Source organism: Thauera sp. 63 (assembly GCF_000310165.2).
GTDB lineage: Bacteria > Pseudomonadota > Gammaproteobacteria > Burkholderiales > Rhodocyclaceae > Thauera > Thauera humireducens.
Genome location: NZ_AMXC01000002.1, coordinates 38,920 through 63,828, shown reverse-complemented (window position 1 = coordinate 63,828; position 24,909 = coordinate 38,920). Strand labels below are relative to the sequence as shown.

At 64.0% G+C, this 24,909-nt stretch carries 24 protein-coding genes and 1 tRNA gene; 5 read left to right on the top strand and 20 right to left on the bottom strand.

What is annotated here, in order from left to right; all coding sequences use genetic code 11:
* Nucleotides 1-12 precede the first annotated feature (12 nt).
* The 7 genes from C664_RS02450 to C664_RS02420 all read right to left on the bottom strand — a co-directional run bounded on the left by C664_RS02450 (nucleotide 13) and on the right by C664_RS02420 (nucleotide 5,825).
* Nucleotides 13-204: a 4-oxalocrotonate tautomerase gene (locus C664_RS02450; RefSeq protein ID WP_004252857.1), complete on the bottom strand. Its 192-nt coding sequence runs from the start codon at nucleotides 202-204 to the stop codon at nucleotides 13-15.
* A gap of 54 nt (nucleotides 205-258) precedes the next feature.
* Nucleotides 259-1,047, bottom strand: coding sequence for a 2-oxo-3-hexenedioate decarboxylase (gene dmpH / locus C664_RS02445; protein ID WP_004252855.1), 789 nt, complete (start codon nucleotides 1,045-1,047; stop codon nucleotides 259-261).
* Nucleotides 1,044-2,075 carry a 4-hydroxy-2-oxovalerate aldolase gene (gene dmpG, locus C664_RS02440; RefSeq protein ID WP_004252852.1) on the bottom strand — a complete coding sequence of 344 codons (1,032 nt, stop codon included), beginning with the start codon at nucleotides 2,073-2,075 and terminating at the stop codon, nucleotides 1,044-1,046. Before dmpG ends, dmpH begins: the two co-directional genes overlap by 4 nt.
* A 26-nt stretch (nucleotides 2,076-2,101) precedes the next feature.
* The gene (locus tag C664_RS02435) at nucleotides 2,102-3,025 is read right to left on the bottom strand and encodes an acetaldehyde dehydrogenase (acetylating) (protein WP_004252850.1); all 924 of its coding nucleotides are present in this window, start codon (nucleotides 3,023-3,025) and stop codon (nucleotides 2,102-2,104) included.
* A 100-nt stretch (nucleotides 3,026-3,125) separates the two neighbouring features.
* Nucleotides 3,126-3,908 carry a 2-oxopent-4-enoate hydratase gene (gene dmpE, locus C664_RS02430; protein WP_004252849.1) on the bottom strand — a complete coding sequence of 261 codons (783 nt, stop codon included), beginning with the start codon at nucleotides 3,906-3,908 and terminating at the stop codon, nucleotides 3,126-3,128.
* An 11-nt stretch (nucleotides 3,909-3,919) separates the two neighbouring features.
* Nucleotides 3,920-5,374: a 2-hydroxymuconic semialdehyde dehydrogenase gene (locus C664_RS02425; RefSeq protein WP_004252848.1), complete on the bottom strand. Its 1,455-nt coding sequence runs from the start codon at nucleotides 5,372-5,374 to the stop codon at nucleotides 3,920-3,922.
* A 13-nt stretch (nucleotides 5,375-5,387) separates the two neighbouring features.
* Entirely contained in the window at nucleotides 5,388-5,825 is a 438-nt protein-coding gene (locus C664_RS02420; RefSeq protein ID WP_004252847.1) for a GlcG/HbpS family heme-binding protein, read from the bottom strand.
* Nucleotides 5,826-5,985: 160 nt separating this feature from the next.
* Between C664_RS02420 and C664_RS02415 the strand changes: the two genes are divergently transcribed.
* The gene (locus C664_RS02415) at nucleotides 5,986-6,705 is read left to right on the top strand and encodes an FCD domain-containing protein (RefSeq protein ID WP_004252846.1); all 720 of its coding nucleotides are present in this window, start codon (nucleotides 5,986-5,988) and stop codon (nucleotides 6,703-6,705) included.
* 40 nt (nucleotides 6,706-6,745) lie between these two features.
* Here the strand turns inward: C664_RS02415 and C664_RS02410 are convergent, their stop codons facing one another.
* From C664_RS02410 to C664_RS02375, 8 genes are all read right to left on the bottom strand, one after another.
* Nucleotides 6,746-7,675: a catechol 2,3-dioxygenase gene (locus C664_RS02410; protein WP_004252844.1), complete on the bottom strand. Its 930-nt coding sequence runs from the start codon at nucleotides 7,673-7,675 to the stop codon at nucleotides 6,746-6,748.
* Between the two features lie 104 nt (nucleotides 7,676-7,779).
* Entirely contained in the window at nucleotides 7,780-8,835 is a 1,056-nt protein-coding gene (locus C664_RS02405) for an NADH:ubiquinone reductase (Na(+)-transporting) subunit F (protein WP_004252842.1), read from the bottom strand.
* A gap of 79 nt (nucleotides 8,836-8,914) precedes the next feature.
* Nucleotides 8,915-9,274: a phenol hydroxylase subunit P4 gene (locus C664_RS02400; protein ID WP_004252840.1), complete on the bottom strand. Its 360-nt coding sequence runs from the start codon at nucleotides 9,272-9,274 to the stop codon at nucleotides 8,915-8,917.
* Between the two features lie 36 nt (nucleotides 9,275-9,310).
* Nucleotides 9,311-10,864, bottom strand: coding sequence for an aromatic/alkene/methane monooxygenase hydroxylase/oxygenase subunit alpha (locus tag C664_RS02395; RefSeq protein ID WP_004252838.1), 1,554 nt, complete (start codon nucleotides 10,862-10,864; stop codon nucleotides 9,311-9,313).
* A 20-nt stretch (nucleotides 10,865-10,884) separates the two neighbouring features.
* Nucleotides 10,885-11,154 (bottom strand): MmoB/DmpM family protein, encoded by a 270-nt coding sequence (locus C664_RS02390; protein ID WP_004252836.1) that lies wholly within the window; start codon nucleotides 11,152-11,154, stop codon nucleotides 10,885-10,887.
* Nucleotides 11,155-11,166: 12 nt separating this feature from the next.
* Complete coding sequence (locus C664_RS02385) at nucleotides 11,167-12,162, bottom strand: aromatic/alkene monooxygenase hydroxylase subunit beta (RefSeq protein ID WP_004252833.1); 996 nt, start codon at nucleotides 12,160-12,162, stop codon at nucleotides 11,167-11,169.
* A gap of 31 nt (nucleotides 12,163-12,193) precedes the next feature.
* Nucleotides 12,194-12,457: a phenol hydroxylase subunit gene (locus tag C664_RS02380; RefSeq protein WP_004252831.1), complete on the bottom strand. Its 264-nt coding sequence runs from the start codon at nucleotides 12,455-12,457 to the stop codon at nucleotides 12,194-12,196.
* 290 nt (nucleotides 12,458-12,747) lie between these two features.
* On the bottom strand, nucleotides 12,748-13,068 hold the full coding sequence (locus C664_RS02375; RefSeq protein ID WP_004252829.1) for a 2Fe-2S iron-sulfur cluster binding domain-containing protein: 321 nt from the start codon (nucleotides 13,066-13,068) through the stop codon (nucleotides 12,748-12,750).
* A 275-nt stretch (nucleotides 13,069-13,343) separates the two neighbouring features.
* Here C664_RS02375 and C664_RS02370 point away from each other — a divergent pair, with 275 nt between their 5' ends.
* The gene (locus C664_RS02370) at nucleotides 13,344-15,011 is read left to right on the top strand and encodes a sigma-54-dependent Fis family transcriptional regulator (RefSeq protein ID WP_038010720.1); all 1,668 of its coding nucleotides are present in this window, start codon (nucleotides 13,344-13,346) and stop codon (nucleotides 15,009-15,011) included.
* A gap of 168 nt (nucleotides 15,012-15,179) precedes the next feature.
* Complete coding sequence (locus tag C664_RS02365) at nucleotides 15,180-17,681, top strand: diguanylate cyclase domain-containing protein (RefSeq protein WP_004252822.1); 2,502 nt, start codon at nucleotides 15,180-15,182, stop codon at nucleotides 17,679-17,681.
* Nucleotides 17,682-17,847: 166 nt separating this feature from the next.
* Here C664_RS02365 and C664_RS02360 read toward each other — a convergent pair whose 3' ends face one another.
* Entirely contained in the window at nucleotides 17,848-18,672 is an 825-nt protein-coding gene (locus C664_RS02360) for a metallophosphoesterase family protein (protein ID WP_004252820.1), read from the bottom strand.
* Nucleotides 18,669-19,709: a diacylglycerol/lipid kinase family protein gene (locus tag C664_RS02355; protein WP_004252818.1), complete on the bottom strand. Its 1,041-nt coding sequence runs from the start codon at nucleotides 19,707-19,709 to the stop codon at nucleotides 18,669-18,671. The genes C664_RS02360 and C664_RS02355 overlap by 4 nt, the downstream gene beginning before the upstream one ends.
* 178 nt (nucleotides 19,710-19,887) lie before the next feature.
* Here C664_RS02355 and C664_RS02350 point away from each other — a divergent pair, with 178 nt between their 5' ends.
* Together C664_RS02350 and C664_RS02345 are read left to right on the top strand one after the other, a co-directional pair.
* Nucleotides 19,888-20,514, top strand: a complete 627-nt coding sequence (locus C664_RS02350) for an exopolysaccharide biosynthesis protein (RefSeq protein WP_232435055.1) — start codon at nucleotides 19,888-19,890, stop codon at nucleotides 20,512-20,514.
* A 79-nt stretch (nucleotides 20,515-20,593) separates the two neighbouring features.
* Nucleotides 20,594-20,998: a hypothetical protein gene (locus C664_RS02345; RefSeq protein WP_004252814.1), complete on the top strand. Its 405-nt coding sequence runs from the start codon at nucleotides 20,594-20,596 to the stop codon at nucleotides 20,996-20,998.
* A gap of 271 nt (nucleotides 20,999-21,269) precedes the next feature.
* Here the strand turns inward: C664_RS02345 and C664_RS02340 are convergent, their stop codons facing one another.
* The 3 genes from C664_RS02340 to C664_RS02330 all read right to left on the bottom strand — a co-directional run bounded on the left by C664_RS02340 (nucleotide 21,270) and on the right by C664_RS02330 (nucleotide 24,819).
* Nucleotides 21,270-23,528, bottom strand: coding sequence for a UvrD-helicase domain-containing protein (locus C664_RS02340; protein WP_004252813.1), 2,259 nt, complete (start codon nucleotides 23,526-23,528; stop codon nucleotides 21,270-21,272).
* 159 nt (nucleotides 23,529-23,687) lie between these two features.
* Nucleotides 23,688-23,764 (bottom strand) — tRNA-Met (locus tag C664_RS02335).
* A 149-nt stretch (nucleotides 23,765-23,913) separates the two neighbouring features.
* The gene (locus C664_RS02330; RefSeq protein WP_038010717.1) at nucleotides 23,914-24,819 is read right to left on the bottom strand and encodes a LysR substrate-binding domain-containing protein; all 906 of its coding nucleotides are present in this window, start codon (nucleotides 24,817-24,819) and stop codon (nucleotides 23,914-23,916) included.
* Between the last annotated feature and the right edge of the window lie 90 nt (nucleotides 24,820-24,909).

Here is a 24,909-nt window from a genome sequence, read left to right as displayed (position 1 = left end):
TGCGTGCGGTTCTCAGCGCCCCAAGTCCTTGGCAGACACCCCACCAATACCCCAGTTAGCCTTCGGTACTTCGGTAAGGATCACGCGGACGGTCTGCTGCGGCGCATCGAGCGCTTCGACCAGCGCCTGGGTGACCTTCTCGATCACGGCGCGCTTCTGCTCTTCGGTACGGCCTTCGAGGATGTGAATCTGCGCAAACGGCATTGCCTTCTCCCGGAATGAAGTCGGGGCGCCGGAGGACGCCCCGAAGGGTTCGATTTACTTGAAGCGGACGGACACCGAGCCGAGGTCCTGCACCCGCAGCGTGACGTCGTCGCCGGGCTGCACGGCCACCGCCTCGGTGATGCCGCCCGACAGGATCAGCGTGCCGGCGGGGATCTCCTCGCCGCGCTCGCCCAGCATGTTGGCCAGCATGGCGATGGCTGCCGCCGGGTGCCCCAGCACTGCGGCACCGGCGCCGAAGGCCACCGGTTCGCCGTTCTTCTCCAGCACGATGCCGGTGGTGCGCAGGTCGAGGTCGGCCACGTTGCCCATCCGGCCACCGACGACGAAACGGCTCGACGAGCAGTTGTCGGCGACCACGCTCTTCAGGTCGAACTTGAAGTCGCGGTAGCGGCTGTCGATGACCTCGATGGCGGGAATCACGAAATCGGTCGCTGCCAGCACGGCGCCGATGTGGCAACCGGGTCCGCGCAGCGGCGCCTTGGTGACGAAGGCAATCTCGGGCTCGACCTTGGGATGGATCAGCTTCGAGGTGTCGATCTCACCCCCCTCGGGCACGCTGAAGTAATCCACCAGGAAGCCGAACACCGGCGTCTCGACGCCCATCTGCTTCATCTTGGCGTGCGAGGTCAGGCCGGCCTTGAGGCCGATGACCCGGTTGCCGCGGGCGATCTTGCGTCGCTTGATCTCGTCCTGGATCGCATAGGCGTCGTCCCAGTCCATGTCGGGATGATCGTCGGTGATCTTGGGCGTGTCCTTCGCCTCCAGCTCGCAGGTTTCGAGATGAATGGCCAGTTGCTCGATGACTTCACGTGACAGTTTCATGCTGCAATCCCCTTCGCCTTGGCCAGATTCAAGGCCGTATCCTCGATCATGTCCTCCTGCCCGCCGACCATGCCGCGCCGGCCCATCTCGACCAGGATCTCGCGCGCGGGCACGCCGTACTTCTTCTCGGCGCGCTTGGCGAACAGCAGGAAGGAGCCATACACGCCGGCATAGCCCAGCGTGAGCGCGTCGCGGTCGATGCGGATCGGGAAGTCCATGATCGGCACCACCAGGTCCTCGGCCACGTCCTGGATCTTGAACACATCCACCCCGGTCTCGATCCCCATCAGGTCGCACACCGCAATGAAGACTTCCATCGGGGTGTTGCCCGCACCGGCGCCCAGGCCGGCGGCCGCCGCGTCGATGCGGGTGGCGCCCACTTCGAGCGCGGCGAGGCTGTTGGCCACGCCCATGGCGAGGTTGTGGTGGCCGTGAAAGCCCAGTTCAGTCTCGGGCTTGAGCGCATCGCGCACCGCACTGAGGCGGGATTTGACCGTGTCGGGCAGCAGGTGCCCGGCCGAGTCGGTGACGTAGATGCAGTTGGCGCCGTAGCTCTCCATCAGCCTGGCTTGCTTGAACAGCCCTTCGGGGCTGTTCATGTGGGCCATCATCAGGAAGCCGACGGTGTCCATGCCAAGCTTGCGCGCCATGCCGATGTGTTGCTCGGAGACATCCGCCTCGGTGCAGTGGGTGGCCACCCGGATCGTGGAGACGCCGATCTCGTGCGCCATCTTCAGGTGATCCACCGTGCCGATGCCCGGCAGCAGCAGCGCCGAGACCTTGGCCTGCTTCATCAGCGGGATCACCGCGCCGAGGTATTCCTCGTCGCTGTGGGCGGGGAAGCCGTAGTTCACCGAGCTGCCGCCGAGGCCGTCGCCGTGGGTGACCTCGATCAGCGGGATGCCCGCTTCGTCCAGGCCGACGGCGATGGTCTTCATCTGCTCGAGCGTCATCAGGTGGCGCTTGGGGTGCATGCCGTCGCGCAGGGTCATGTCGTGGACGGTGATCTTCTTGCCGCGAAGTTCCATGTTCATCTCCTTCGTCTGGTCGCCGCTCAGGCCACCATCGTGGCGCGGTTGGATTCGAGTTTCAGGCGCCCGGCGAGGATCTCCTCGGCGAACATCTCGGCGGTGCGCGCACCGGCCGCGGTCATGATGTCGAGGTTGCCGGCGTACTTGGGCAGGTAGTCACCCAGGCCTTCGACTTCCAGGAAGACCGAGACGCGGTTGCCATCGAACACGGGACCATTCACGAGGCGGTAGCCGGGCACGTACTTCTGCACCTCGCGGATCATGGCGTGGATGGATTCGGTGATCGCGGCCTGGTCCGGTTCGGTCTCGGTCAGGCAGTGCACCGTGTCGCGCATGATCAGCGGCGGCTCGGCCGGGTTCAGGATGATGATGGCCTTGCCCTTCTTCGCGCCGCCCACCTTCTCGACCGCGCCTGCGGTGGTGCGGGTGAATTCGTCGATGTTCTTGCGCGTGCCCGGACCGGCCGACTTGGAGGACACGGTGGCGACGATCTCGCCGTAGGCCACCGGCTGCACGCGGGACACCGCCGCGACCATCGGGATCGTGGCCTGGCCGCCGCAGGTGACCATGTTGACGTTCATTTCACCCTTGCCGACGTGCTCGGCCAGATTGACCGGCGGCACGCAGAAGGGGGCGATCGCGGCCGGGGTGAGGTCGATCATCAGCACGCCCAGCTCGTTGAGCTTGCGGCTGTTCTCGGCATGGACGTAGGCCGAGGTGGCATCGAAAGCGATCTGCACGCCGTCGGCCAGCACATGCGGCAGCAGGCCGTCGACGCCCTCGGCGGTGGTCTTGAGGCCCATCTCGCGCGCACGCGCCAAGCCCTCGGAGGTGGCGTCGATCCCCACCATCCACACCGGCTCCAGCACCGGGCTACGCTTCAACTTGTACAGCAGGTCGGTGCCGATGTTGCCCGGACCGATCAGGGCGCATTTGATCTTGTTCATGAGAGCTTCCTTGCAAGGAGTGGCGTGAGGACGCAGACCGCACGGCCCCCGGAGAAAGTGGGAGACGGGAGCCGTGCAGTTGCGAACCGGACACGCGCAATCAGACGAAACGCACCGAACAACTGCCGATGCCGCCGATGGTGACGCGCAGGTTGTCGCCAGCCGCAACCGGCACCATGATCGCGAGCGAGCCGGACAGGACGACTTCACCGGCCTTCAGCGGAATGTCGAGTGCGCCCAGGGTGTTGGCCAGCCAGGCCACCGCGTTGGCAGGCGCCCCCAGCGCCGCGGCGCCCGAGCCGGTGGCGACGATCTCGCCGTTCTTCTCCAGCACCATGCCGCAGGTGTTCAGGTCGACCTTGCGCGGATCAACCAGGCTGTCGCCCAGCACGAACACACCGCACGAGGCGTTGTCCGCGACGGTGTCCTGGATCTTGATCTTCCAGTCGCGGATGCGCGAATCGACGATCTCGAAGCAGGTCATGACGCCTTCGGTGGCGGCCAGCACGTCGGCCGCGGTCACGCCCGGACCCTTGAGATCCTTCTTCAGCACGAAGGCGATCTCGCCTTCGGCCTTGGGCTGGATCAGGGTGTTGGCGGAAATCGCCTCGCCCTCGTTGTAGAGCATGCCGTCGGTGAGCATGCCGAAGTCGGGCTGGAACACGCCGAGCATGTTCATCACCGCCTTGCTGGTGACACCGATCTTCTTGCCGACGATGCGCTCGCCCGCCTCGAGGCGCCGCGCGATCATGCGCTGCTGGACGCGATAGGCGTCCTCGATGGTGATGTCGGGATGACGCTCGGTGAGCGGCGCCAGCACCTCGCGCTTGACCAGCGCCTGATAGAGCTCGTCGCCGAGCTGTTCGATGGTGTTCTTGTCCATGGCGGCGTTCCTCACAGCTTGATGCAGACGTTCTTGAGTTCGGTGTAGAACTCGAGCGAATGCACGCCGCCTTCGCGGCCGATGCCCGACTGCTTCGACCCGCCGAAGGGGGTGCGCAGGTCGCGCAGGAACCAGGAGTTCACCCACACCAGGCCGGCTTCGATCTGGCCGGCGACACGGTGCGCGCGCGCCAGATCCTTGGTCCACACCGAGCAGGCAAGGCCGTACTCGGTGTCGTTGGCGCGGCGGATCACCTCGTCTTCGGCGTCGAAAGGCTGGATCAGGGTGCAGGGGCCGAAGATCTCCTCGCGCGCGATCGGCGAGCTGTCGTCCAGGCCGGTCCAGATGGTGGGCTGCACCCAGGCGCCGTTCGCCAGCTCGCCCGGCATGTCGGGCACGCCGCCGCCGGTGACCACGGTGGCGCCCAGCGCCTTCGCCTTCTCGTAGTAGGACAGCACCTTGCGCTTGTGCTCCTGCGAGATCAACGGGCCGAGCCCGGTGGCTGCATCCTCCGGCCGGCCGAGCCGCAGGCCTTCGGCACCCTTCTTCAGCGCCTCGACGAAGCGGTCGAAGATCGGACGTTCGACATAGACCCGCTCCGTACCCAGGCAGACCTGGCCGCAGTTGGCGAAGACCGAGCGCATCGTGCCTTCGATGGCGGCATCGAAGTCGCAGTCGGCGAAGACGATGGCGGGGTTCTTGCCCCCCATCTCCAGCGACACCGGGCGCGCGCCGTCTGACGCTGCCTTCATGATCGCCGCGCCGGTGCGCGTCTCGCCGGTGAAGGTGATGGCATTGACGCCGGGATGGGTGGTGACGAACTCGCCCGCCGAACCGGGGCCGAAGCCGTGCACCACGTTGTACACGCCCCTGGGCATGCCGACCTCGTTCATGACTTCGCCCAGCAGCGTCGCGGTTTGCGGGGTCTCTTCGGACGGCTTCACCACCACGGTGTTGCCGCAGGCCAACGCGGGGCCGACCTTCCAGGTCATCAGCAGCAACGGCAGGTTCCACGGGCAGATCACGCCAACCACGCCCACCGGGCGGCGCACGGCGTAGTTCAGCGCGCCGCGGCCGTCAGGAGTGGCCATCTCGAAGAACTCGGTCGGCACGCTCTTGATGACGTCGGCGAACACCTTGAAGTTGGCCGCGCCGCGCGGGATGTCGATGTGGCTGGCGAGGCTGCGCGGCTTGCCGGTGTCGGCGCATTCGGCCGCCAGGAAATCATCGAAGCGCTTGTTGATGCCGTCGGCCACCGCGTTGAGCAGGTCGACGCGCTCGGCCACGGTCATGCGGCCCCAGGGTCCGTTCAGCGCGGCGCGGGCCGCGGCGACGGCCGCATCGACCTCGGCCTTGCCGGCCTCGTGCACCTTGGCGATCAGCGCGTTGTCCAGCGGCGAGAACTTGTCGAAGGACTTGGCCGTGGCGACGAACTCGCCGTTGATGAAGTTGTGGATCTGTTTCATTGACTGCGCTCCCTCACGCTTCGTTGTCGTCGGCACCGATCGCGCGCAGGCCGGCCTGTGCGCAGATGCCATCCTGTTCTTCCGAGGCACCGGACACGCCGATGCCGCCCAGCAGGGCGCCACCACTGCGGATGGGCAGGCCACCGCCGAAGACGATGAGCCGCGGCTGGGCGGAGAAACCGAGCTTCATGCCCTCGTTGTCGCCCACCACCTTCATCCAGTCGCCGGTCGGGAAACCGAAGCCGCCCGCCGTGTAGGCCTTGTCGATGGCGATCGCGATCGACTGCGGAAAGGCCCCCGGCATGCGCAGGAAGGCGACGAGGTTGCCCGCAGCATCGGCCACGGCGACGTTGATGCGCACACCGAGCCGCTGCGCCTCCTGCACGGCGGCCTCCACCGCCGCATGCGCGGCCTCCCAGCTGATCGTGTTCTGCGTGACGGCAAGCTTCATTCTCTCGACTCCCATTTCGCGCCCTTGCGCCTTACCTGCATGAACTTAGACTACCATTTTCTCGACGTCAATATGTTTTCTCGATATTTTAATCAATCTACAGCAGTGCCTCGCGTCAGCTAGAATGCAAGCGAAACCTTCCTTCAGATCCCTCGCCGCCATGAGCGAAAACGCCCTCACCCAAGCCCCGGAAGCCCTGGAACCCAAGACCCTGGTCGAAGGCGCCTATCAGCGTCTGCGCCGCGACATCATCGAGGGCGTGCATGCACCGGGCGAGAAGCTGCGCGTCGAGCACCTCAAGGACCGCTACGACGTCGGCGCCGGCACGCTGCGCGAGGCGCTCCTGCTGCTGGTGACCGACGCCCTGGTCGTCGCGCAGGGCCAGCGTGGCTTCCGTGTCGCGCCGATCTCGATCGCCGACTTCGAAGACATCACCCGCACCCGCGTACTGCTCGAGACCGAAGCGCTCAGGCAATCGATCGCCTCGGGTGGCGAGGAGTGGGAAGCCGCGATCGTCGCCGCCTTCCACCGCCTGTCGCGTGCCGAGCAGCGCCTGGCCGATCACGACGTCGGCACCACGCAGGAATGGGAGGTCCGCAACCGCGCCTTCCATGAAGCCCTCATCTCCGCCTCCGGCTCGCGCTGGATCCGTCATTTCCAGCACATCCTCTACCAGCAGTCCGAGCGGTACCGCCGCATCAGCCTGTTCCGACAGCCCATCGCCCGCGACATCCATGCCGAGCACCAGGCCTTGTTCGAGGCAACGCTGGCACGCGATGCGACCCGCGCCACCTCGATCCTGACAGAGCACATCCTGCGCACCCTGGATGCCGTCAGGCGCATGCCGGCAGACTTCTTCACCGGCAAGGGCAAGCACTGAGACCCGGCCACGGCAGCGAGGCTGCCGTGGCCGCTGCCGCTTACGACACCACGGTCAGGAAGCGCTCGTTGAGCTTGCGGTCGTGGTAGAAGATGCCGGCACCGACCTCGTCCCAGGTCCAGCGGATCGGCTTCCAGTCCGGGTAGCACTGATAACCGCCGCAGAAGGCTTCGAAGCGGTTGCCCGACGGGTCGAAGGCGTAGATCGTGGTGCCGCGCGTAATGCCGTGGCGGGTCGGACCGATGTCGATCGACACCCGGTTCATCGACATGATGTCGGCCGCCCGCAGCACCTTCTCCCAGCTTTCGAGCAGGAAGGAGACGTGGTGCAGCTTGCCCGGCTCGGGATGGCGGACGAAGGCGATGTCGTGCGCCTTGATCGAGCACGACAGCCAGATCGCCAGATCGCTCTTGCCGTCTTCCATGATCACGTGCTCGACGAGGTAGAAGCCGAGCACGTTCACGAAGATGTCCTGCACCTTCTCGATGTCGGGACCGTAGAGCAGGCAATGGTCGAGGCGGATCGGAGCGATGCCACGCTCGGCGTCGTCGGTCCAGGGCGGCGGATTGGTGTAGGTGTCGTCGTTGCCGTAGTCGCTCTTCTCCCAGTACAGCTCGATCAGGTGGCCGGACGGCACCTCGAAGCGCACGCGCTCGCCGGTCTTGAGCAGCTCGCCGGCCGGAATGCGCTCGGTCTTCACGCCGTAGGCCTGCAGGTCGCGGTCGAGCTTGTCGAGCGTGGCCTGGTCCGACACCTTGAAACCGAAGAAGTCGATGCCGGCGCTGTCGGCCTCGCGCAGGATCACGCTGTGGTGGTCGCGCTCGTCCCAGGCCTTGAAGTACACGCGGCCCTGGCTGTCGCGGCCGGTCTCGATCAGGCCGAGCACCTTGCCGTAGTGTTTGACCCCTTCCTCGATGTCGAGCACGCGGATCTGGGCGTGGCCCGGACGCAGAACACCAGTCATTGCCATGATTGTCTCCTCTCCATATTGATTGCCGGGGTGGATTCCCGCGGCGGTTTGAAATCGTCACGACACAGGCCGGCAGCCGGGCAGGCGCCGCCGGCCAGAGAACACTAGATGCGCTTGAACAGGGGGCTGCGGACCTGCTGGACATCGGCCGCGGAGAAGAACTTCTCCATGAAGATATCCCGCTCGAACAGGCGGCCCTGCATCAGCGCGGTGATGCAGGCGTCGATCATCAGCGGCGGGCCGCACAGGTAGGCCTTGTGTCCGCGGAAGTCATTATCGAAGTGCGCCGTCGCCGCCTCGTGGACATAGCCGCGGAAGCCGTCCCAGCCGGAGTCGGCCGGCTCGTCCGACAGCGCCGGGACATAGCTGAAGTTCGGGTACTTCGCGGCGAGCGCGAGGAACGCGTCGTGGTAATACAGCTCGCCCCGGTTGCGCTGGCCGTGCACCAAGGTCATCGGTCGCGTGTCGCCGGCTTCGAGCAGGTCGAGGATCATCGAGCGCGGGCTCGACAGCCCCGAGCCACCGGCCATGAACAGCAGCGCTTCGGGCGCCGACTTGCGCACGAAGAAGCGACCATAGGGGCCGGACAGGCGCACACGCTCGCCGACCTTGAACTGCTCGTGGATCCAGGTGGTGCCCCGCCCGCCGGGCACGATGCGGATGTTGAGCTCCACCTCGCGTCCGGTCGAAGGCGGATTCGCCAGCGAGAAGGCCCGGCTGTACTCCCCGCCTTCGAGGAAGAAGTTGATGTACTGGCCGGCCTGGAAGTGCATCGGCTCGTCGGTCTCGATGAACACCGCCTTGATCGTCGGTGTCAGCGCCTCGATGCGGGTCACGGTGCCGGGGAAGTCGCGCACCGGGATCGACTCCGCGTCCGCCTCCTCCTCGATCTCGGCCTCGATCGTCACGTCGGACTCGAGGCGCGCACAGCAGGCCAGCGTCTTGCCCTCGTCGCGCTCGAAGTCCATCAGCGCGAAACTGGACGCCTCGCCGTGGTCGACCTCGCCGTCGATCACCTGCACCTTGCAGGTGGCGCACAGGCCGTGGCAACAGGCATGGGGCAGCCAAACCCCCGCGCGCAGGGCGGCGTCGAGGATGGTCTGGCCCTCCTCCACTTCGATGGTCTGGCCGATCGGCTCAATGGTCAGTTCGTAGCTCATGATGCGTTTCCGTTCTTTTGCGTTCTCCGCCGGGCGAGGTTGGCAACCCGCCGCAGCGGGCCGCCATCCTTGCGCAGCGTCAGCTGCACGAACCCTTGATGCCGGTCAGGCCCGGCGTGCGGAAGCGGATTACGTCCTTGTGCCCGAGGCCGTTGTCGGCGAGCGACTTGTCGAAGTCGGGCGCGAACGGCTTGCCGGACTTCAGCCACTCGACCTTCGCCCAGTCGATCCGGGCAAAGTCCGGGTGGTAACCGAAGGCCGCCTTCATCGGCCCCGCAACCACGTCGCCGAAACGCATCGTCGGCGGAAAGGGGAAGCAGAACGGGGCGCAGAACAGCAGATGGTCTTCCCAGCCGATGTAGAGCAGTTGCGCGCCGTGGAACTTGTCCTGGGTGTCGGCGGGCGCGAAGTCGTACTTGGAAATGGCGACTACAGCCATGTCATGTCTCCTGATGTCTTGTCGTCGGTCGCGGGCTCAGATGTTCTTCGTCGCCTGGCCGCGCCATTCGGCGAAGTTCTTCTTGTCTTCCGAGATGTCGAAGTCGAGGTTGTCGCGACCATGCTCGAGGTTGTAGTACTTGAGCACCGCGCCAAGCGCGTCGAAGCCCTCGACCGTCGGGTCGGTGCCCTCGGGGAAGCAGTTGCCCTGGTAGATCTGGTGCACCGGCAGCCAGGCCTGGACGTACTTCTCCGGCTCGTGCTCGAAGATCGCTTTGCAGTGATCCGAGCAGAAGTGGTACTTGTCGCCCTTGTAGTCGACCTCGCGGTAGCAAATCTTGGTCGGGTCGCCGGGCTCGGTGAACAGCATGGGGATCTGGCAGGTCTGGCACAGCATGGGCAGCGTCTTGTTGTAGAAGCGGTTGCCCTTGACGGCCTGCTCGCGCCAGAACTCGTAGCGCGGACGGTAGTGCTTGTCGAAGCTCTCCGGGTACTTCGCCGACAGCCACGCCATCTCGTCCTCGTCCGGCATCCAGGTGTGGAAGTTGGCGGCGGCGGCGTAGTTGTAGAAGGTGCTCCAGGCCTGGTGCGACAGGTGGTCCTTCTCGAGCGCGATCTGCTCGGCGCACTTCGGCATCTTGATGCCATAGCGGGCGAGGTCCTTGAACAGCGCGCCGCCGTTCTCTTCGAAGTACACCTCCCAGGCTTCCTTCCAGCTCATCGTGCGCTTGGGCAGCATGTAGTCCATCATCATCGCCACCAGGGTCAGCACGCGGTAGCCGCGCCAGGTCCACTTGTCGATCCAGCGTTGCACGATGGGCACGTTGGCCGGGTCCTGCTCGAGGATGAACTTGATCACCTCGAGGCCCAGCGTCATGTGGCGGGCCTCGTCGGACTGCGCCGAGAAGCCGAAGGTCATCGTGCCCATGTCGCCGTTGTAGGCGGCGCCCGAGACGAAGGGCACGAACAGCAGGTTGGTCAGCACGTACTCGAACGAGAAGCCGATCGAGACCATGAACTCGAACGGGCCGGCGGTGATGGCATCGTCGAAGAAACTCTTCGGCACCGACAGGAACCACACGCGGTCATGCATGTGATGGAAGTCGTGCATGCCGTTGTAGTACTTGTTGTAGTTCGAGATCGCGTGCACCTGCGTCTGCGCGTGGCGGATCTCGTCGAGCGACTGCATCAGGCAGGCGACGCGCGGACCAGGGCCGGGGAAAGCCCTGCCGGCATGGGCGAAGCCGCGGTGGGCGACGTACTCGAGCGGGCTGATGCCGCTGATAAAGAGCTTGACGGTATTGATGTAGCGCGCGTCAGTGACGTTGAGGTGGCCGTTGTTCTGGTTGAAGGCGTCGATGATCGCGTACAGCTTGCGTTCCTTCTCGGCCTGGTACTTCCAGTAGGCATCCATGGTCAGGCGGAACGGGTCCTCCCACTTGTCCCAGTCGTGGATCTTGATCCCCTCGTAGGCGATGTAGGGGTAGATGTCTTCCATCTTCTGGTAGGACGGGGTCCAGTCGAGGCCCCGGGTCATCACCGAATAGCGCTCTTTCAGGCCGAGCTTCTTCTTGGCAACTTGCATGTCCATCGTCTTGTCTCCTCGGGGTCTCAGGATTTCCAGAACAGGGTGATCTCGTCGTCGGTCTGATCGAGGTTGCCCGACATGGTGATCATGTTGACCTGCAGCTCCTGCAGGTCGTACGCACGGCCGGTGATCTCCTCGATCGTCTCGCGGCGCACGACGAGGCGGCCGTCGGCGTTGATCTTCACCATCGCGGGCTGCTCGTCCACGACTGCCGAAGGGTTGTCCTGCAGGATCGCCTCGATGATCGGGCGGGTGTCTTCGTTGGTCTGCAACGCAAGAAATACGGTCGACATTGGGTGCTCCGCTCAGAGGGTGACGCCGGCCTTGGCCATGCGTGCGTTGAATTGCTGGACGGCTTCGGCGAGAACCTCGTCCGAGCGATTGCCGAGGGCGATGCGCGCCACCGGCAACAGTGCCGAGGCCGAACGATCGCGCCACTGACTCAGCCAGCGCGCCATGACCTCCTTGTTCTCGGGCGACTCGGCCGCCGCGATCTTCACCGTGGCATCGACCCATTTCCTGGTCTCGGCGAACCAGTCGGTCATGAACTGGGTGAGCATCGCCACCGCGGTGCCGCCCCGGGACGAAAGCACGTCATCGACGATGGTTTCGTACACCAGCGGATACAGCAGGCCATCGAGCGCGACGTTCTGCGCCACGAAGAGCTCCACCGGATCCTTGATCACGAAGGAATCCTCGACGTAGCGACGCAGACCCTGCCAGGTGTCGTCCTCCATCCAGGCGCGCTTGGCTTCGTCCAGGGATTCGACGTCGCCGAGCAGCAGGCCGACGCGGGTCAGGTACTGGGCGATGCCGAGTTGGTCCATCGCCTGGTAGATGTGCGGCTGCGAGAAGCCGGTGCCGTAGCTGTAGGCACAGACACTCGCGTTGTTCATGTTCGAACCCCAGGCCACGTGGCGCAGCGGCAGCAGCAGCTTCAGCACGGTATCGCGCACCGACTCGGGCAGGGTCGCAGCGAGGCCGCGGTTCTCGACGAAGTCGAAGTTGGCCTCCGCGGTGTCCTGCTGCTTGGCGCGCGCCATGGTGTAGGCGCCGTAGTAGAACTGGCGCGGATCCTTGAAGGCATACCAGTCGGCCATCCTGATGGCCGTGCGCGAGGCATCGTAGATGTCGTGCTCGGGGTCCCAGGTCGGCCGGTAATGGAAGTTGGCCGTCTGCTGCATGTCCAGCGTGCCTTCCTGGTACCGCGACGCCGGCTTGTCGCCCCCGATGCGCCGGGCGATGTTGTCGAACGTATGCCGCAGCGGCTTGATGGTGACGGTGCGCAAATCGATCTGCATGGATTCTCCTCCTTGTGCTTGTGGGTCACGCTCAGCGGAACCGCTGGTGCGTGGCTTGATGCAGGTTCCAGTTCCAATCCTCCGTCTCGCCCGCGCCGCCCTCTTCACGGGGCTCGAGGAAGGTCACGCTGTTGACCTCGCAGAACGCGGCATAGGCCTCCGCCGGAAGCAGCATCTCGGCGTAGAGTTCGGGATCGCCGATCGCGAACTCGAATTCCACGAAACCGTCGGGCCGACGCTCGATCAGGCGCACGAACTTACGGCTGAGGTCGATTTCGGGCTCTGTACGCTTCATCCCCCACTCCTTCGGTTTGATCAACACGGGCTTGCTACGGGGAAGGTATTAACAACTTCCGTGCCAATCTCAGCTAATCCTCGTATTGGCGCTATTTATCCGCATTATCGAGATTTGAACGCCACACCAGGCAGGCGCATGGTTTGATCAAATGATCCATTCATGGATTTCGTTGATTATTTGATTCACTGACTTTATTGCCCTGCACAACCGGAGCCCGAAAGCAGAACGGCCGGGGACTTGCGTCCGCCGACCCGTTCGGCACCCTGCCAGGTTGTCCGATCTACGGTTCAGTTATGCCCCTCCGCACAGACCGCCTTCGCCATCTTCCCCACCACCTTCAGGCTCAGGTCGCTGTCGGGGAACAGCTTGCATGCCAGCACCACCCCGTCCGCCTCTTCCGCTTCGGACACGCAGGCACGGCTCATCTTCCGCGTGTGGTATGCGCCGCCGGTAATCCTCACCTTGCAGACACCGCATCCGCCCCCGCGACAACCGACCGGAATCCCCTTGCGGCCAAGGGCCTCCATCGCGTGCAGCACGCTGTCCTGCTCGGCGCATGAAACCCGTTCTCCACTGTCCTCGATCGTCACCGCGAATCTCTGCCCCATCCTTACGGCCTCCTCTCTCGATGTGCCTGTCGTCGTGCGTATCACTACGCCTGTACGCGATCAGCAATTGGTCGCGCATACCGGCGATGTGGCGCACCGTTACAAGAATCGTGCCAATCGTTTATTTATCTCGAGATTCTTACTATCATCGCCAGAAGTCCCCGCTCCCTAAACAGGAGCCGCCTCGGTTAAGCTTCGACCTCAGTCCGGACAACGCCGAGGTGTCCGGGGAACGACCCGCCGCAGAGCGGAGCGACCTGACCTGGAGGAGACCCTTGGCCACTATCCATTACCCGGAGAGCGCAGATCTCCGCAGCCTGCTCCGGTTCGCTGCGGAAGACGGGCACATCTGGCTGGGAGAGCACCGTATGCTGCTCCTGCATGCCGGCGCCATGTCCGAACTGCGCAAGGAACTGATCGCTTCGGTGGGCCAGCAACAGGCACGCCGCATCCTCACGCGCATGGGCTTCGCCTCCGGCATGCGCGACGCCGAACTGGCGCGCAAGACGCGCGGCACCAGCGAACCCGCAGACGCCTTCGTGGTCGGGCCACAACTGCACATGCTCGAGGACTGTGCGCAGGTCGAGCCGGTACGGCTCGAGTTTGGCGGCGCGGACAACGTCTTTTACGGCGAATTCCTGTGGTACAACGCCTGGGAAGCCGAGGCGCACGTGCAGGCTTTTGGTGAAGTGGACCACCCGGTGTGCTGGATGATGATCGGCTATGCCTCGGGCTACACCAGCGCCTTCATGGGACGCTTCATCCTGTTCAAGGAAGTCGAGTGTGCGGCGACGGGGAGCGAACACTGCCGCATCGTCGGCAAACCCGCCGAGGCGTGGCCCGACGCGGACGAGCTGCGGCCGTACTTCGAGGCCGACTCGATCGTCGGTCGCCTGCTCGAACTGCGCGACGAGATCGAGGCCATGCGCCACACGATCGCCTGCCCGCGCCGGACCGCCGACCTCATCGGCAACTCCGCGGCCTTCCTCCACGCCTACGACCTGATCAGCCGTGCCGCGTCAACCAACGTCTCGGTACTGCTGCTCGGCGAAACCGGCGTCGGCAAGGAGCGCTTCGCACGCACCCTGCATGAGATGAGCCCGCGCAAGGACGAGCCCTTCGTCGCGGTAAACTGCGCCGCCCTGCCCGACGAGCTGATCGAATCCGAGCTGTTCGGGGTCGAGCGCGGCGCCTTCACCGGCGCCCACGCCTCACGTGCGGGCAAGTTCGAGCGCGCGCACGGCGGCACGCTGTTCCTCGACGAAGTCGGCGAATTGCCTCTACCGGCCCAGGCCAAGCTGCTGCGCGTATTGCAGGAAGGGGAGATCGAACGGCTCGGCGACGAGCGGACGCGCAAGGTCAATGTGCGGCTGGTCGCCGCGACCAACGTCGACTTGCAGAAGGCCGTCCATGCCGGCACCTTCCGCCGCGACCTGCTCTACCGCCTCAACGTCTATCCGGTGACGATCCCACCGCTGCGCGAGCGAACGGGCGACATCCCGGCCCTGGTCGATGCCATGGTCCGCCGCTTCGAGACCCTGCATGGCAAGCGCATCGCCGGCATCAGCGACAAGGCCATGCACGCGCTGAAGCTCCACACCTGGCCCGGCAATGTGCGCGAACTCGAGAACGTGCTCGAGCGCGGCGTGATCCTCGCGCCACAAAACGGCATGATCGAGGTCGAGCACCTTTTCATCGGCAACTTCAGTGAGGCCGCCCAGCAACACTCGCTGGGCGCGCACGGCGCGCTCGAAGCCACACGGCAGTCGCCACAGGATCTCGCCGCTGCCGTGCTCGAGTCAGGGGTGTCGCTCGACGCCTTCGAGCAAAGCCTCCTGCAACGCGCCGTCGAGCGCGCCAACGGCAACCTCGCCGCCGCCGCGCGGCTGCTGGGCATGACCCGGCCGCAGCTCAACTACCGGATCAAGAAGCAGTCGGACTGAGGCGCATCTCAGCGCCTTACTGCATTGACGCATGCTCGACGATCGCTCCAGCCCCGCAAACACAGACGGGGCGTGACCGATGTTGCAGTACCGCATACTCGATGGAGGTACACTCGGGACTCTGAGACAATCACGCCCCACCCAGCGAAGGGGCGCCCAGAACCAGCCTTGAGCGCCCCCTCTACGCCCGCCTTCTACGCCCCGTTCGCGTTCATCGTCCGTCTCCTGGACCGCCTCAGCTTTCGCTGGAAGTTCGCGACCGTGGCCGTGGTGTTTGTCGTCGCGGCAGCCGGGTTCCTGCACCAGATCTACGCCCATTACCGCGCGCAAGCCGTGGTGGCTGAGCGCGCAATCGGTGGTCTAGGGCTGGTGCGTGACTCTCTCGCACTGATGATCGAGCTTCAGCTCCAGCGTGGGGTGACCTTCACCGCGCGTAAGGGTGGTGACGATTTCACGGCCCGCCTCCCTCAGCAGAAGGCAGCAGTTCGCAGCGGCATCGAACGGGTGGAAGCGGCCCTCGTGCGGCTTGATTCGCTCACGGCCTTGCATCCCCGCTGGGCATCCGTACGTGCGGGTATCGAGCGCGCCATCCACTCCACCGAAGATCAATCAAGCGCGCAGTCCAGCTTTGACACCCATACGGCGGCAGTAAACGAGTTGCTCGCGTGGATCGTGGACATCGGGGATGAGGCAGGCATCACCGCCACCTCGAACCCGGCGCTCTACCACCTCAATCTGGCGCAGATTCGGTCACTGCCTAGTCTGGTCGAAAGCCTGGCCAATCTGCGCGGTTACGCCACCGGCACCTTGTTGGCGGGCGGGCGCGATGCAGGCATCACCTCTGAACTTGCTGGCCGCGTGTCGGCCGTCGATATCGTGGAAGGCCACACACACAACCGCATCGACCGTATCAGCAGGTTGCTGCCCGATAGCCTTCACATGGATGACCCTGTGGTGCGCGAGCTTCATGATGCCATCCGGTATGTCCGCAATACCACGCGCTCCAGCACCTACCTTTCTCCTGCACCCGTCGAGGCCGCAGACCTCTTCGACGTCGCCACGCAGGCCATCGACGCGGCCAGACGACTTCATGTCGATCATCTGTACCCTCGGTCAGTGGCCATGATCGAAGCGGGCCTGGCGGACGTGCGGCGCGCAATGATTGCTGACGTCCTTGTGCTGATGAGCTTCTTCGTCATCATCAGCACGCTGTTTGCCGCCATCTACACGTCGATCCGGCGCTCGGTAAACACCATCAATGAAGGCTCCGCCCTCTTTGCTGCAGGCGACCTCAGTGTCAGGGTTCAGGTTCAGTCGCAGGACGAGTTTCGTCACCTGGGCGAGCAGTTCAACGCGATGGCCGACGAGATTGCCTCGCTGGTCGACGCGCAGCGCGCCCAAGCGCAACGTCTGTCCGGCCTGCTGCGCAACACGCCGTCGGTTGTGTTTGCGCTTGACCCCCACACGCTGAACTGCACATTCATCAGCCCCAACGCTGAAGCTTTGCTCGGCCCCGCAGACCATGCTGACTCGCTCGATCTGGAGCACCTGCTTGGCTCCATCCATCCCAAGGACCGCGCAACGCTGCGCGATGGACTGCTGGCCTGGCGGGAACGGGGTTTTGTCGGCCTGCTCAGTGGCACCTACCGGCTTGCCCATGACGCTGCGGGCCAGAAATGGGTCGAGCTACACCACAATGCCGTTCTGGACGATGCCGGCACCGTCCTCGAGATTGTGGGTTCCTGTACCGACATCACCGAGTTGCATCATGCGCATACCCAGTTGGAGCTAGCGGCCAGCGTGTTCAGTGGCGCCCGCGAGGGCATCATCATCACCGACCCGCAGGGCTGCATTGTCGAGGCCAACGCCGCCTGTTCAGACATCACCGGTTGGTCGCGCGACGAATTGCTTGGCGAGAACCCGCGCCTGTTCAAATCGGGGCGCCACAACCCGGCTTTCTATGAGGCGATGTGGCGCTCGGTCAAGGACAATGGCTACTGGGAGGGCGAGATTTGGAACCGTCACAAATCCGGCCGAGACTATGCCGAACTGCTCACAATCGGCACGGTGCGAAGCCCCTCGGGTGAGGTGCTTCACCACGTCGGGCTGTTCTCGGATATCACCCCGCAGAAAGAAGCTGAAGAGCGCCTGCGTAAGCTCGCCCACTTCGACTCGCTGACCGGCCTCCCCAACCGCACCCTGCTCGCCGACCGCATGGAGCAGGCCCTGCTCCAGAGCCGACGCAGCAGCAAGCTCGTCGCAGTCGCGCTCATCGACCTGGACGGATTCAAGGCCGTCAATGATCTTCATGGTCATGACGCTGGCGATGTCCTCCTGAAAACCGTGTCGCAGCGCATGACGGAAAGTCTGCGCGCCGAAGACACCGTGGCACGACTGGGTGGGGATGAGTTTGTGGTGGTGATGAGCGCACTGGACAGCCGCAGCGACATCGAACAACCCATCGCTCGCCTGCTGGCCGCCATCAATCAGCCTGTTGCCCTCGATAACGCAACGGTCAAGGTGTCGGGCAGCATCGGGGTTACCTTCTACCCCCAACGCGAACCGATCGCACCCGATCAGCTCATGCGCCAAGCCGACCAGGCCATGTACATTGCCAAGCAGGCCGGCAAGAACCAATGCCAGGTTTTTGACGATCGTCAGGATTTGTAGTCCGACTGATCGTTAGCGCTGTCTGTTCGCGTGAAGCAGTCCTTCGCGACAGGGCACCAATCGGCGCCGGACGGCGGCATTGCCGACAGCCCTGACATCCGCGGCTCTGCCTCATGCCGACGAGGGGCCAGCAGCGGCTCGCCCTGTCGCCGACACCGCCTTCCGATCAGTCGCGCTCGGGCGCGACCGACGTGACCGCCGTGCGGACGAAGGCATCTTCGTGGCGCGCATAGTCCCACTGCTCGAGAAGGCAGTCCTTGCCCGCATCGGCGCCGCGCCGTACCTGCTCAGCGCACGACGCGCCCCAGCGCAGGATGTTTACGGAGTTGGGGACCTCGAGGCGTATGCGTGACGAGACCGCGGTTCCCGCCTGTACGACCCAGAGTCGCCGCGCCAAACCGTGCTGTGCCAGCGTGTAGGGCAGATGAATGTGCCCACCCAGCACCAGGTCCGCCCCGGCAGCCGACCAGGCCTGCAAGGCCGCATGGTGGCCGCGCAACTGGTCGCCGCGGTCTTCAGCCTTGATGACGGCCGCAGGCTGGTGGACCACCACCACGCGCAACTGCTGCGCGCTGGCGCCTGCCAGCCGTGCAGCCACGCGATCGATCTGCGCCGCGGACACTTCGCCGTTCTTGAACCGCCATGGGCGCGTGGTGTTGACGCCGATAACGAGGAGATCCTGCGAAGCGTGAACCGGCTCGAGATCAGATCCGAACGCCTTGGCGTAGCGCGCATACGGGCGGGTGAGGCGCGCCCATAGGTCGAACAGTGCGATGTCGTGATTGCCCGGCACAGCCAGAACCAGCGCCCCCAGTCGATCGGCGAAGGTCTTTGCCGCGCGGAACTGGGCGGGCCGCGCACGCTGCGTGATGTCACCCGACAGCACCACCATATCCGGGCGCTGCTGGGCGGCCAGAGTGACCAGGGCCTCGACCACCCGCGGGTCTTCGGTGCCGAAATGGGTGTCGGAAATGTGCAGCAGCACACTCATGCCGCGGCCTCGGGCGCACTGGCCCTGCCGCCTGCGCCTGATGCCTGGAGCAGGTACAAGGGCTTGTCCAGCACACGCATGTCGATCGGCGCGCGCATGCGTGTCACTTCTCCGTCAAACGCGACGACCAACACCTTGCGTCTCGTGGCCAGCCTGGGCCTCACCACCATGTGCCGGAACTCGAAAGTTTCCACGCCGGCGGCATCTCCCAGTCTGCCCATTGCCCCGTGCAGCATCAGTCCGAGCATCGACATCGTACCGATGGGCCGCAGCATCAGCGCGGCCATGCTGCCGTCGCCGGGCGACCCGTCCAGGGTGTCTTCAGGATCCACGCCGACCTGTTGCAACTGCAGCCGGTTGTTGCCGACGAAGAGCGTCAGGGTCTGCACATCACGCACCGAGGTAGCCGTTTCGATGTGCAGCCGCAGTCGGCGTTGCGCACGCAGCAAGGTCGCACAAGCCGCCACGAACGCCACCCAGCGGCTGCGGCCAAAGCGCGCTTTCCAGGCCTCGCGGTCCTGCAACAGTTCGGGGTAAGCGCCCAGGCTGGCATTGACCAGGAAAATCCGGTCGTTGATGGCCCCCACCTGCACCGGCATCGGGCTCGCATCCATCAACTGGCGTGCCGCAGCGTCCGGCTCGGTGGCGATCCCGTGCGTCCTGGCAAAGTAGTTGAAGGTACCGTAGGGGATGACGCCCATTGGGCAACAGGCTGCGTGCGCAGCCTGCGCCACCGTGTTGAGGCTTCCATCGCCACCGACCGCCACCACGGCCGTGCCGCGCGCTGCCGCCGCCGCCGCGGCCTCGGTGGCCACCCGTCCCAGATCAGCAGGTTCGCACGCCAACAATTCACCCTTTCGCCCATGCTCGGCGAGCGCACGCCGGATCACGGCCTGCTTGGCCTCAAGGTCGAGCGCACCCGCACCGGCATTGATCACGAACAGCAGGGGCGCCGCGGGGTCGAGTCGGGGAGCCGACATCGCGGCGCGGTGCGCGCTGTCGCCCCCGATCCACTGGGGCCGGAAATTGTCATCCATGCCGCATCCGGACGGCGGTGAGGTTTCGGGTGTTGGGCATGGAATGTGTTCTCCGGAAGATGCTGCTGTGGAAAGCCTGTGTCGTGCGTCGTTGCGCAACCGGGGCGAAACCTCGGGGAACCGCAGAACCCGATCACGAGTCCGAACTGCCGAATAGTTCAAGCAGGGTCTATTGGTCATGAAGGACAAACGACGAGCTACCCTGGAACGGATTGCCGGGGCGCGACTGGCCTCGATGAACGGTACGATGGCCGACGCCGTGGGTCAAAGCAATCGGCAACGCATGGTCTGGTTGAGCCTGCTGGCAATGCCACTTCTTGTTCCGGTGGCACTACCGGGGATGGCTTCGGTGGTGGGCGCTTTTTCCATTCTGATCGCGTTCGGGCTGCTTAGCGGCCAGCCCGTGCCCTTGCCCGCCTGGCTTGCCAGGCGAGAGATGAACGATCGCGCCCGGATGCTGCTCGAGCGCATGACCAGCCGGGTCATCCAGGTCATCGCACGGTGGGGACGACCGCGCATGCTGCGCTTGAGCGACAAGCCCGCGCGCGTTGCCAACGGGTTGATGCTCTGCGCCGCGGGATTGTCGATGATGATCCCCGTCCCCATCATCAGCTTCGACAACGTGCTGCCGGCGCTCGCCATCGTCTTGATCTCCTGGGGGCTGCGTCTGCGTGACGGCCTGATGCTGCTGGCCGGTTATCTGGTGACGCTGGCCGCGGTCGCTTCGGTCGGGCTGCTGTGGTGGGGCGGCACCGTCGCCGCCACCGAACTGCTGTCACTGATGGGCCTGACTTTCAGCCAGTAAGCTCAATTGCCTCAACCGCGGACGAGCAACGAAGATCGAACACTCACCGTTCCACATCAATTGGAAGAATTACGCCAACATGAAAACGATCATCTGGATCCTGTTTTTCGTGACCCTCGCCGCGTGGACGGGGATGACCGCACTCACTGTTCATGTCATCGACTGGATTGCGCATAAGTCGGGCACTGCGCTTCAGAACGACCTCAGTACGGTTCTCGACGCAACAGCGCTGCCGTCCTGGTTAGCACTGTGGATTGACCCTGCCTGGCTCCAATCGATCCACACGGGTCTCGTCGCCACCATCGAAGGGGTCCGTCAGATCATGCCTTGGCTTGCCGCCGGCATGGCGTGGCTCAGCCCGCTGCTCTGGACGGTCTGGGCGCTGGGCACCCTGAGCTTGCTGATCATCACGGTAATCGGACACCGGCTACTTGGTTCGTTTTTCCCGGCAAATCGCCCGAGCCCACCCGGCATCCATGGCTGATCTCACTGGGCGAACTTCTTGAGTACATCCCGAAAGGTCGTCGGATGCGCAGCGTTGCGGCACGAATCGCGACCACAGGAAATGGCGAAGCCAAGGAAAGTCGGGAACGCTCCGCCAGCATCACACTGGCCTGGAAAAGCTGCATGGCAACACGGCGATGAGCACCGGTTGAGCCAGCCCAACATACCCGCAGCGTGGCCTGCCAGACCCGCTTGATGTGGCCGCCCGCAAGCACAAGTCGAGACGAAGGCGGAGTATTGCTAGCGAAGGATCACCGATTGTCATCACTGCAGCGATCGAGAAAGCCCCCCTCCCGAAGCGACCGCGCCACCTTCAGGGACTTGACGTAGGGGCTCACGCGCTGCTCGTCCTCCGGCACCAGCAGGGTCAGTTCGTCGCAGACGCGCGTGACAGCGACATAGAAGCGGTTGCGCTCCTCGTGCGGGTCGGCATCCCGCGCCGGGAAAGCACCCGCCTCCAGGAACGGAAGAAGGACCGCCTCGAACTCCTGCCCCTTTGCCGCCTCTACCGAACACACCAGCAGCGTGTTCATCGGCCTGGCCTTTCGGAGCGCGATATCGACATCCTTCAGCCAGTTCGCGAACTCGCGCAGCGAACAGTTCCTGCGCTTGGCACTCTGCACGAAGCCGTCCAACGACTGAGACACCATTCGCGCCATGGCCGGGTCAACGAACAGCAAGCGCGCCTTGTTCTTCATGTCCAGGGTGGCTACGACCTGTTCGAGCAGGACGTGAGCGGGAGCGTCAGGCGCAGCGCCCCGAATGAGCGCCACCGACGCGTCGAGCCGCAGACGATTCCTTCTCTCCTCGGGTGTCTCCTCGACCGTGCTCGATTCGTAATCGCTGCGCCGGCGCAATTCTTCGGCCTCGGCGGTCTGGCCGCTCCGATTCAACGCCTGGATCCGCTCAAGGAGCGCGGTCTCCTCCATTGATTGCCGCTCCCACGATAGACGGGCGACACGCCGGTCATAGATCGTTCGCGGACGCAGCAGCACCCCCTGCAGGAAGTGCTGAAAATTCAGCCCCGGATCCTTGGCCGCATCCTTCAGATACTTCCCTTGAAGACGCTCCGGCGCCCATTCGAACTGCTGCCAAAGCAGCAGAGAACTGATGACTCTGGAAAATTTATCGTCGCCAGGAATCGTCGTCAGATCGTCCAGCGCAAAGGCCATGATGCCCCGCAGCACCAGGACCTCGGGCCGCATCAGATAACTCTCCATCCCCTCGATACGCCAGTTCAGGCCGGCCTCGAAGAGCGCATTCTCGACAAGGATGGACTGATAGGGCGAGCGCAGGATGATCGCCGTATCGTCGAGACGTCCGCCTCGCTTCCTGAAGTCCACAAGTGCCGCAACGAGCTTGCCGGCGGCGGCACCGTGGTCTGCATAGCGCTCTACCCGGACTTCGGTCTTGTGCGATCTCCCGGATCGCACCCGCTCGTTATCGCTCCCGTCCCCCATCAGCGCCGACACCATCTTTGCCATGATCGGCCCGTGGCGGTAGGTGCTCGACAGCGTGAGACGGACGACCGAAGAAGATGGCCACTCTGCCCCGAAACACTCCTTCATGAAGCGGATATTGGATCCCGCCCAGCCGTGAATGATCTGGTCAAAGTCACCCGCGCCGATGAAGTAGACGGGCTTCGGGCCCAGGATCTCCGCGGCGATCGATCCTTCGACCGATTCATGCGACGGATCCAGCAGCCACTTCAAGACCTCGTAACTTGCCGGGTTCATGTCCTGCAGTTCGTCGACGGCGACGAACTCGTACGTCGGCATCCGGATCCGGCCCTGCGTCTCAATCAGCATCCTCGCCAGATCGAAAGTTGCGTCGAATTCGCTCCGCCAGGCCGCCGGCCGGTCGTCGTAATAGCTGCCCGCCCCGCGGACCCGCTCTACCTCCCGATAGATATAAAAGAAGCTCTCTGGAAGCCCGTACCGGATCGCCCGGTCTTCGTAGGTTTCGTCCTCATCGAGGTCGGGGCTCAACAGATTGGCCTTCATCAGGCGGGCATTCCGCACGAACTCGGCGATCTGCTCGTTATGCTCGGGTAGCACGATCTCGAGCGGCCGCACGCGATCGTCCTCGCGCTTCTTGATGTTCGCCGCCGCCTTCCGGACATATGCGCAGACTTCGTCCATCGACGATAGCTGTTCGGCCCGCTCGTATCCAAAGCCGTTCAGCACCTCGACACAGAAGTCGTCGAACGCGATACACCTGATGGCATTCGCGAGCTGCGCATCGTTTGAAAGCTTGGCGATCATCCGCCGGATGACCTGCGCCGCTTCACGCGAGAAGGTCAGCACCAGGATCTTGCGCGGATCCTTCCCGTACCGGACGTTCTCCATCACCTTGAGCGCGATGGTCGTCGACTTGCCTGACCCGGCAGCGGACATTGCGATGACATAGCGATTCTGGCAGCGCTGAATCGCCAGCTGTTCGGCCGTCGGCTGGAAATCCCCCGGCACGAACCGCACTGAACTCGCACCTCGGTAGTTGATCGGCAGCATCGTTGGTCGAGCTCAAATAACGAAGTGCGAGATGATAGCGCCGACCGGCGTCAAACCCTTGCGCACAAAATCCGTACAGCGAGGATGCGCACTGTGCCCACGTGCGCCCAAACACAAAAAAGCCAACCACTGTGAAGTGATTGGCTTTTTTGACTTTTTTGGTTGCGGGGGCAGGATTTGAACCTGCGACCTTCGGGTTATGAGCCCGACGAGCTGCCAGACTGCTCCACCCCGCGTCGGAGAAACAGAACTATAAGTGATGACGAGAAACAATGCAAGCCTTTCTTCGATCTTTTTGGTTCAGCTGCCCTGGCAGTGCCCTCACCCTCTCCCAGCCGGACTAAAGAGGGGGAAGAACCGGGTCCGGCAACCGGCGGGAAAAGGATCAGCGCTGTTCCCAACGCTGGAAAAACTCTTCCATGTGCTTCACGCAAAGCTTGATCTTCGCGGAGGAACTGAGCCGCTCGGGATAGACGGCCCAGATGTTCGCTTCCTGCGTGTAGTCGGGGAGGATGTTCACCAGCAGCCCCGAATCGAGATGCGTACGAGCGTCCCAGATCGAGCGCAGCATGATGCCATGGCCTGCAAGCGCCCATGCAACCGCGATCTCGCCGTTGTTGGTGACCAGCGAGCCGCGTACCTTGACGTTGTAGTTCCGGCCTCGACGCGTCAGCTTCCATAGCCCGACGGGGTGGTCTCGTTCCTTGATGATCAGGCAGTTGTGCTGCGCAAGCTCGTTGAGATCCGTCGGTGTTCCGCAGCGCTCGAGGTAGGACGGCGCGGCGCAAAGGATGCGGTGGTTACGTGCAAGGCGCTTCGCGATGTAGTGCGGCGAGATGACGTCGCCGATGCGCACATCGAGGTCGATCTTGTTCTGCGCGAGATCGAGCAGATGATCGAGCACATCGAGCCGAACCTCGATCTCGGGGTACTTGTGCGAGAACTCCGCCAGGCTCTCCCCTACGACCCGGCGTCCGAAGCCGAAGCTCGTCGACACCCGCAGGACGCCGCGCGGCTCGTTTCGCTTTACCCCCAGTTCCTCGTGGAGTTCGCTCACCTTGTCGAGGATCGAACGACCGAGCTCATAGACGTGCTCGCCTTGCTCCGTGAGCGAAACCTGACGCGTAGAGCGATGGAAGAGCTTGCACTCGAGCTGCGCCTCAAGCACCTGAATACGCTTTGAAATGAAGGCAGGCGACACGCCAAGCCTTTGAGCGGCCTGCGAAAAGTTGAGTGTCCGGACGACTTCCGAGAACACCTGCAGGTCTTCGATCGAGAATCTATTGTTCACGCTTTGTAAAAACTAAGTTTATTTATGGGCCGTTGCCCCCGGTGTGATGCGATCGTACGATGAATTGACACAAATAGTTCATCCAAACGA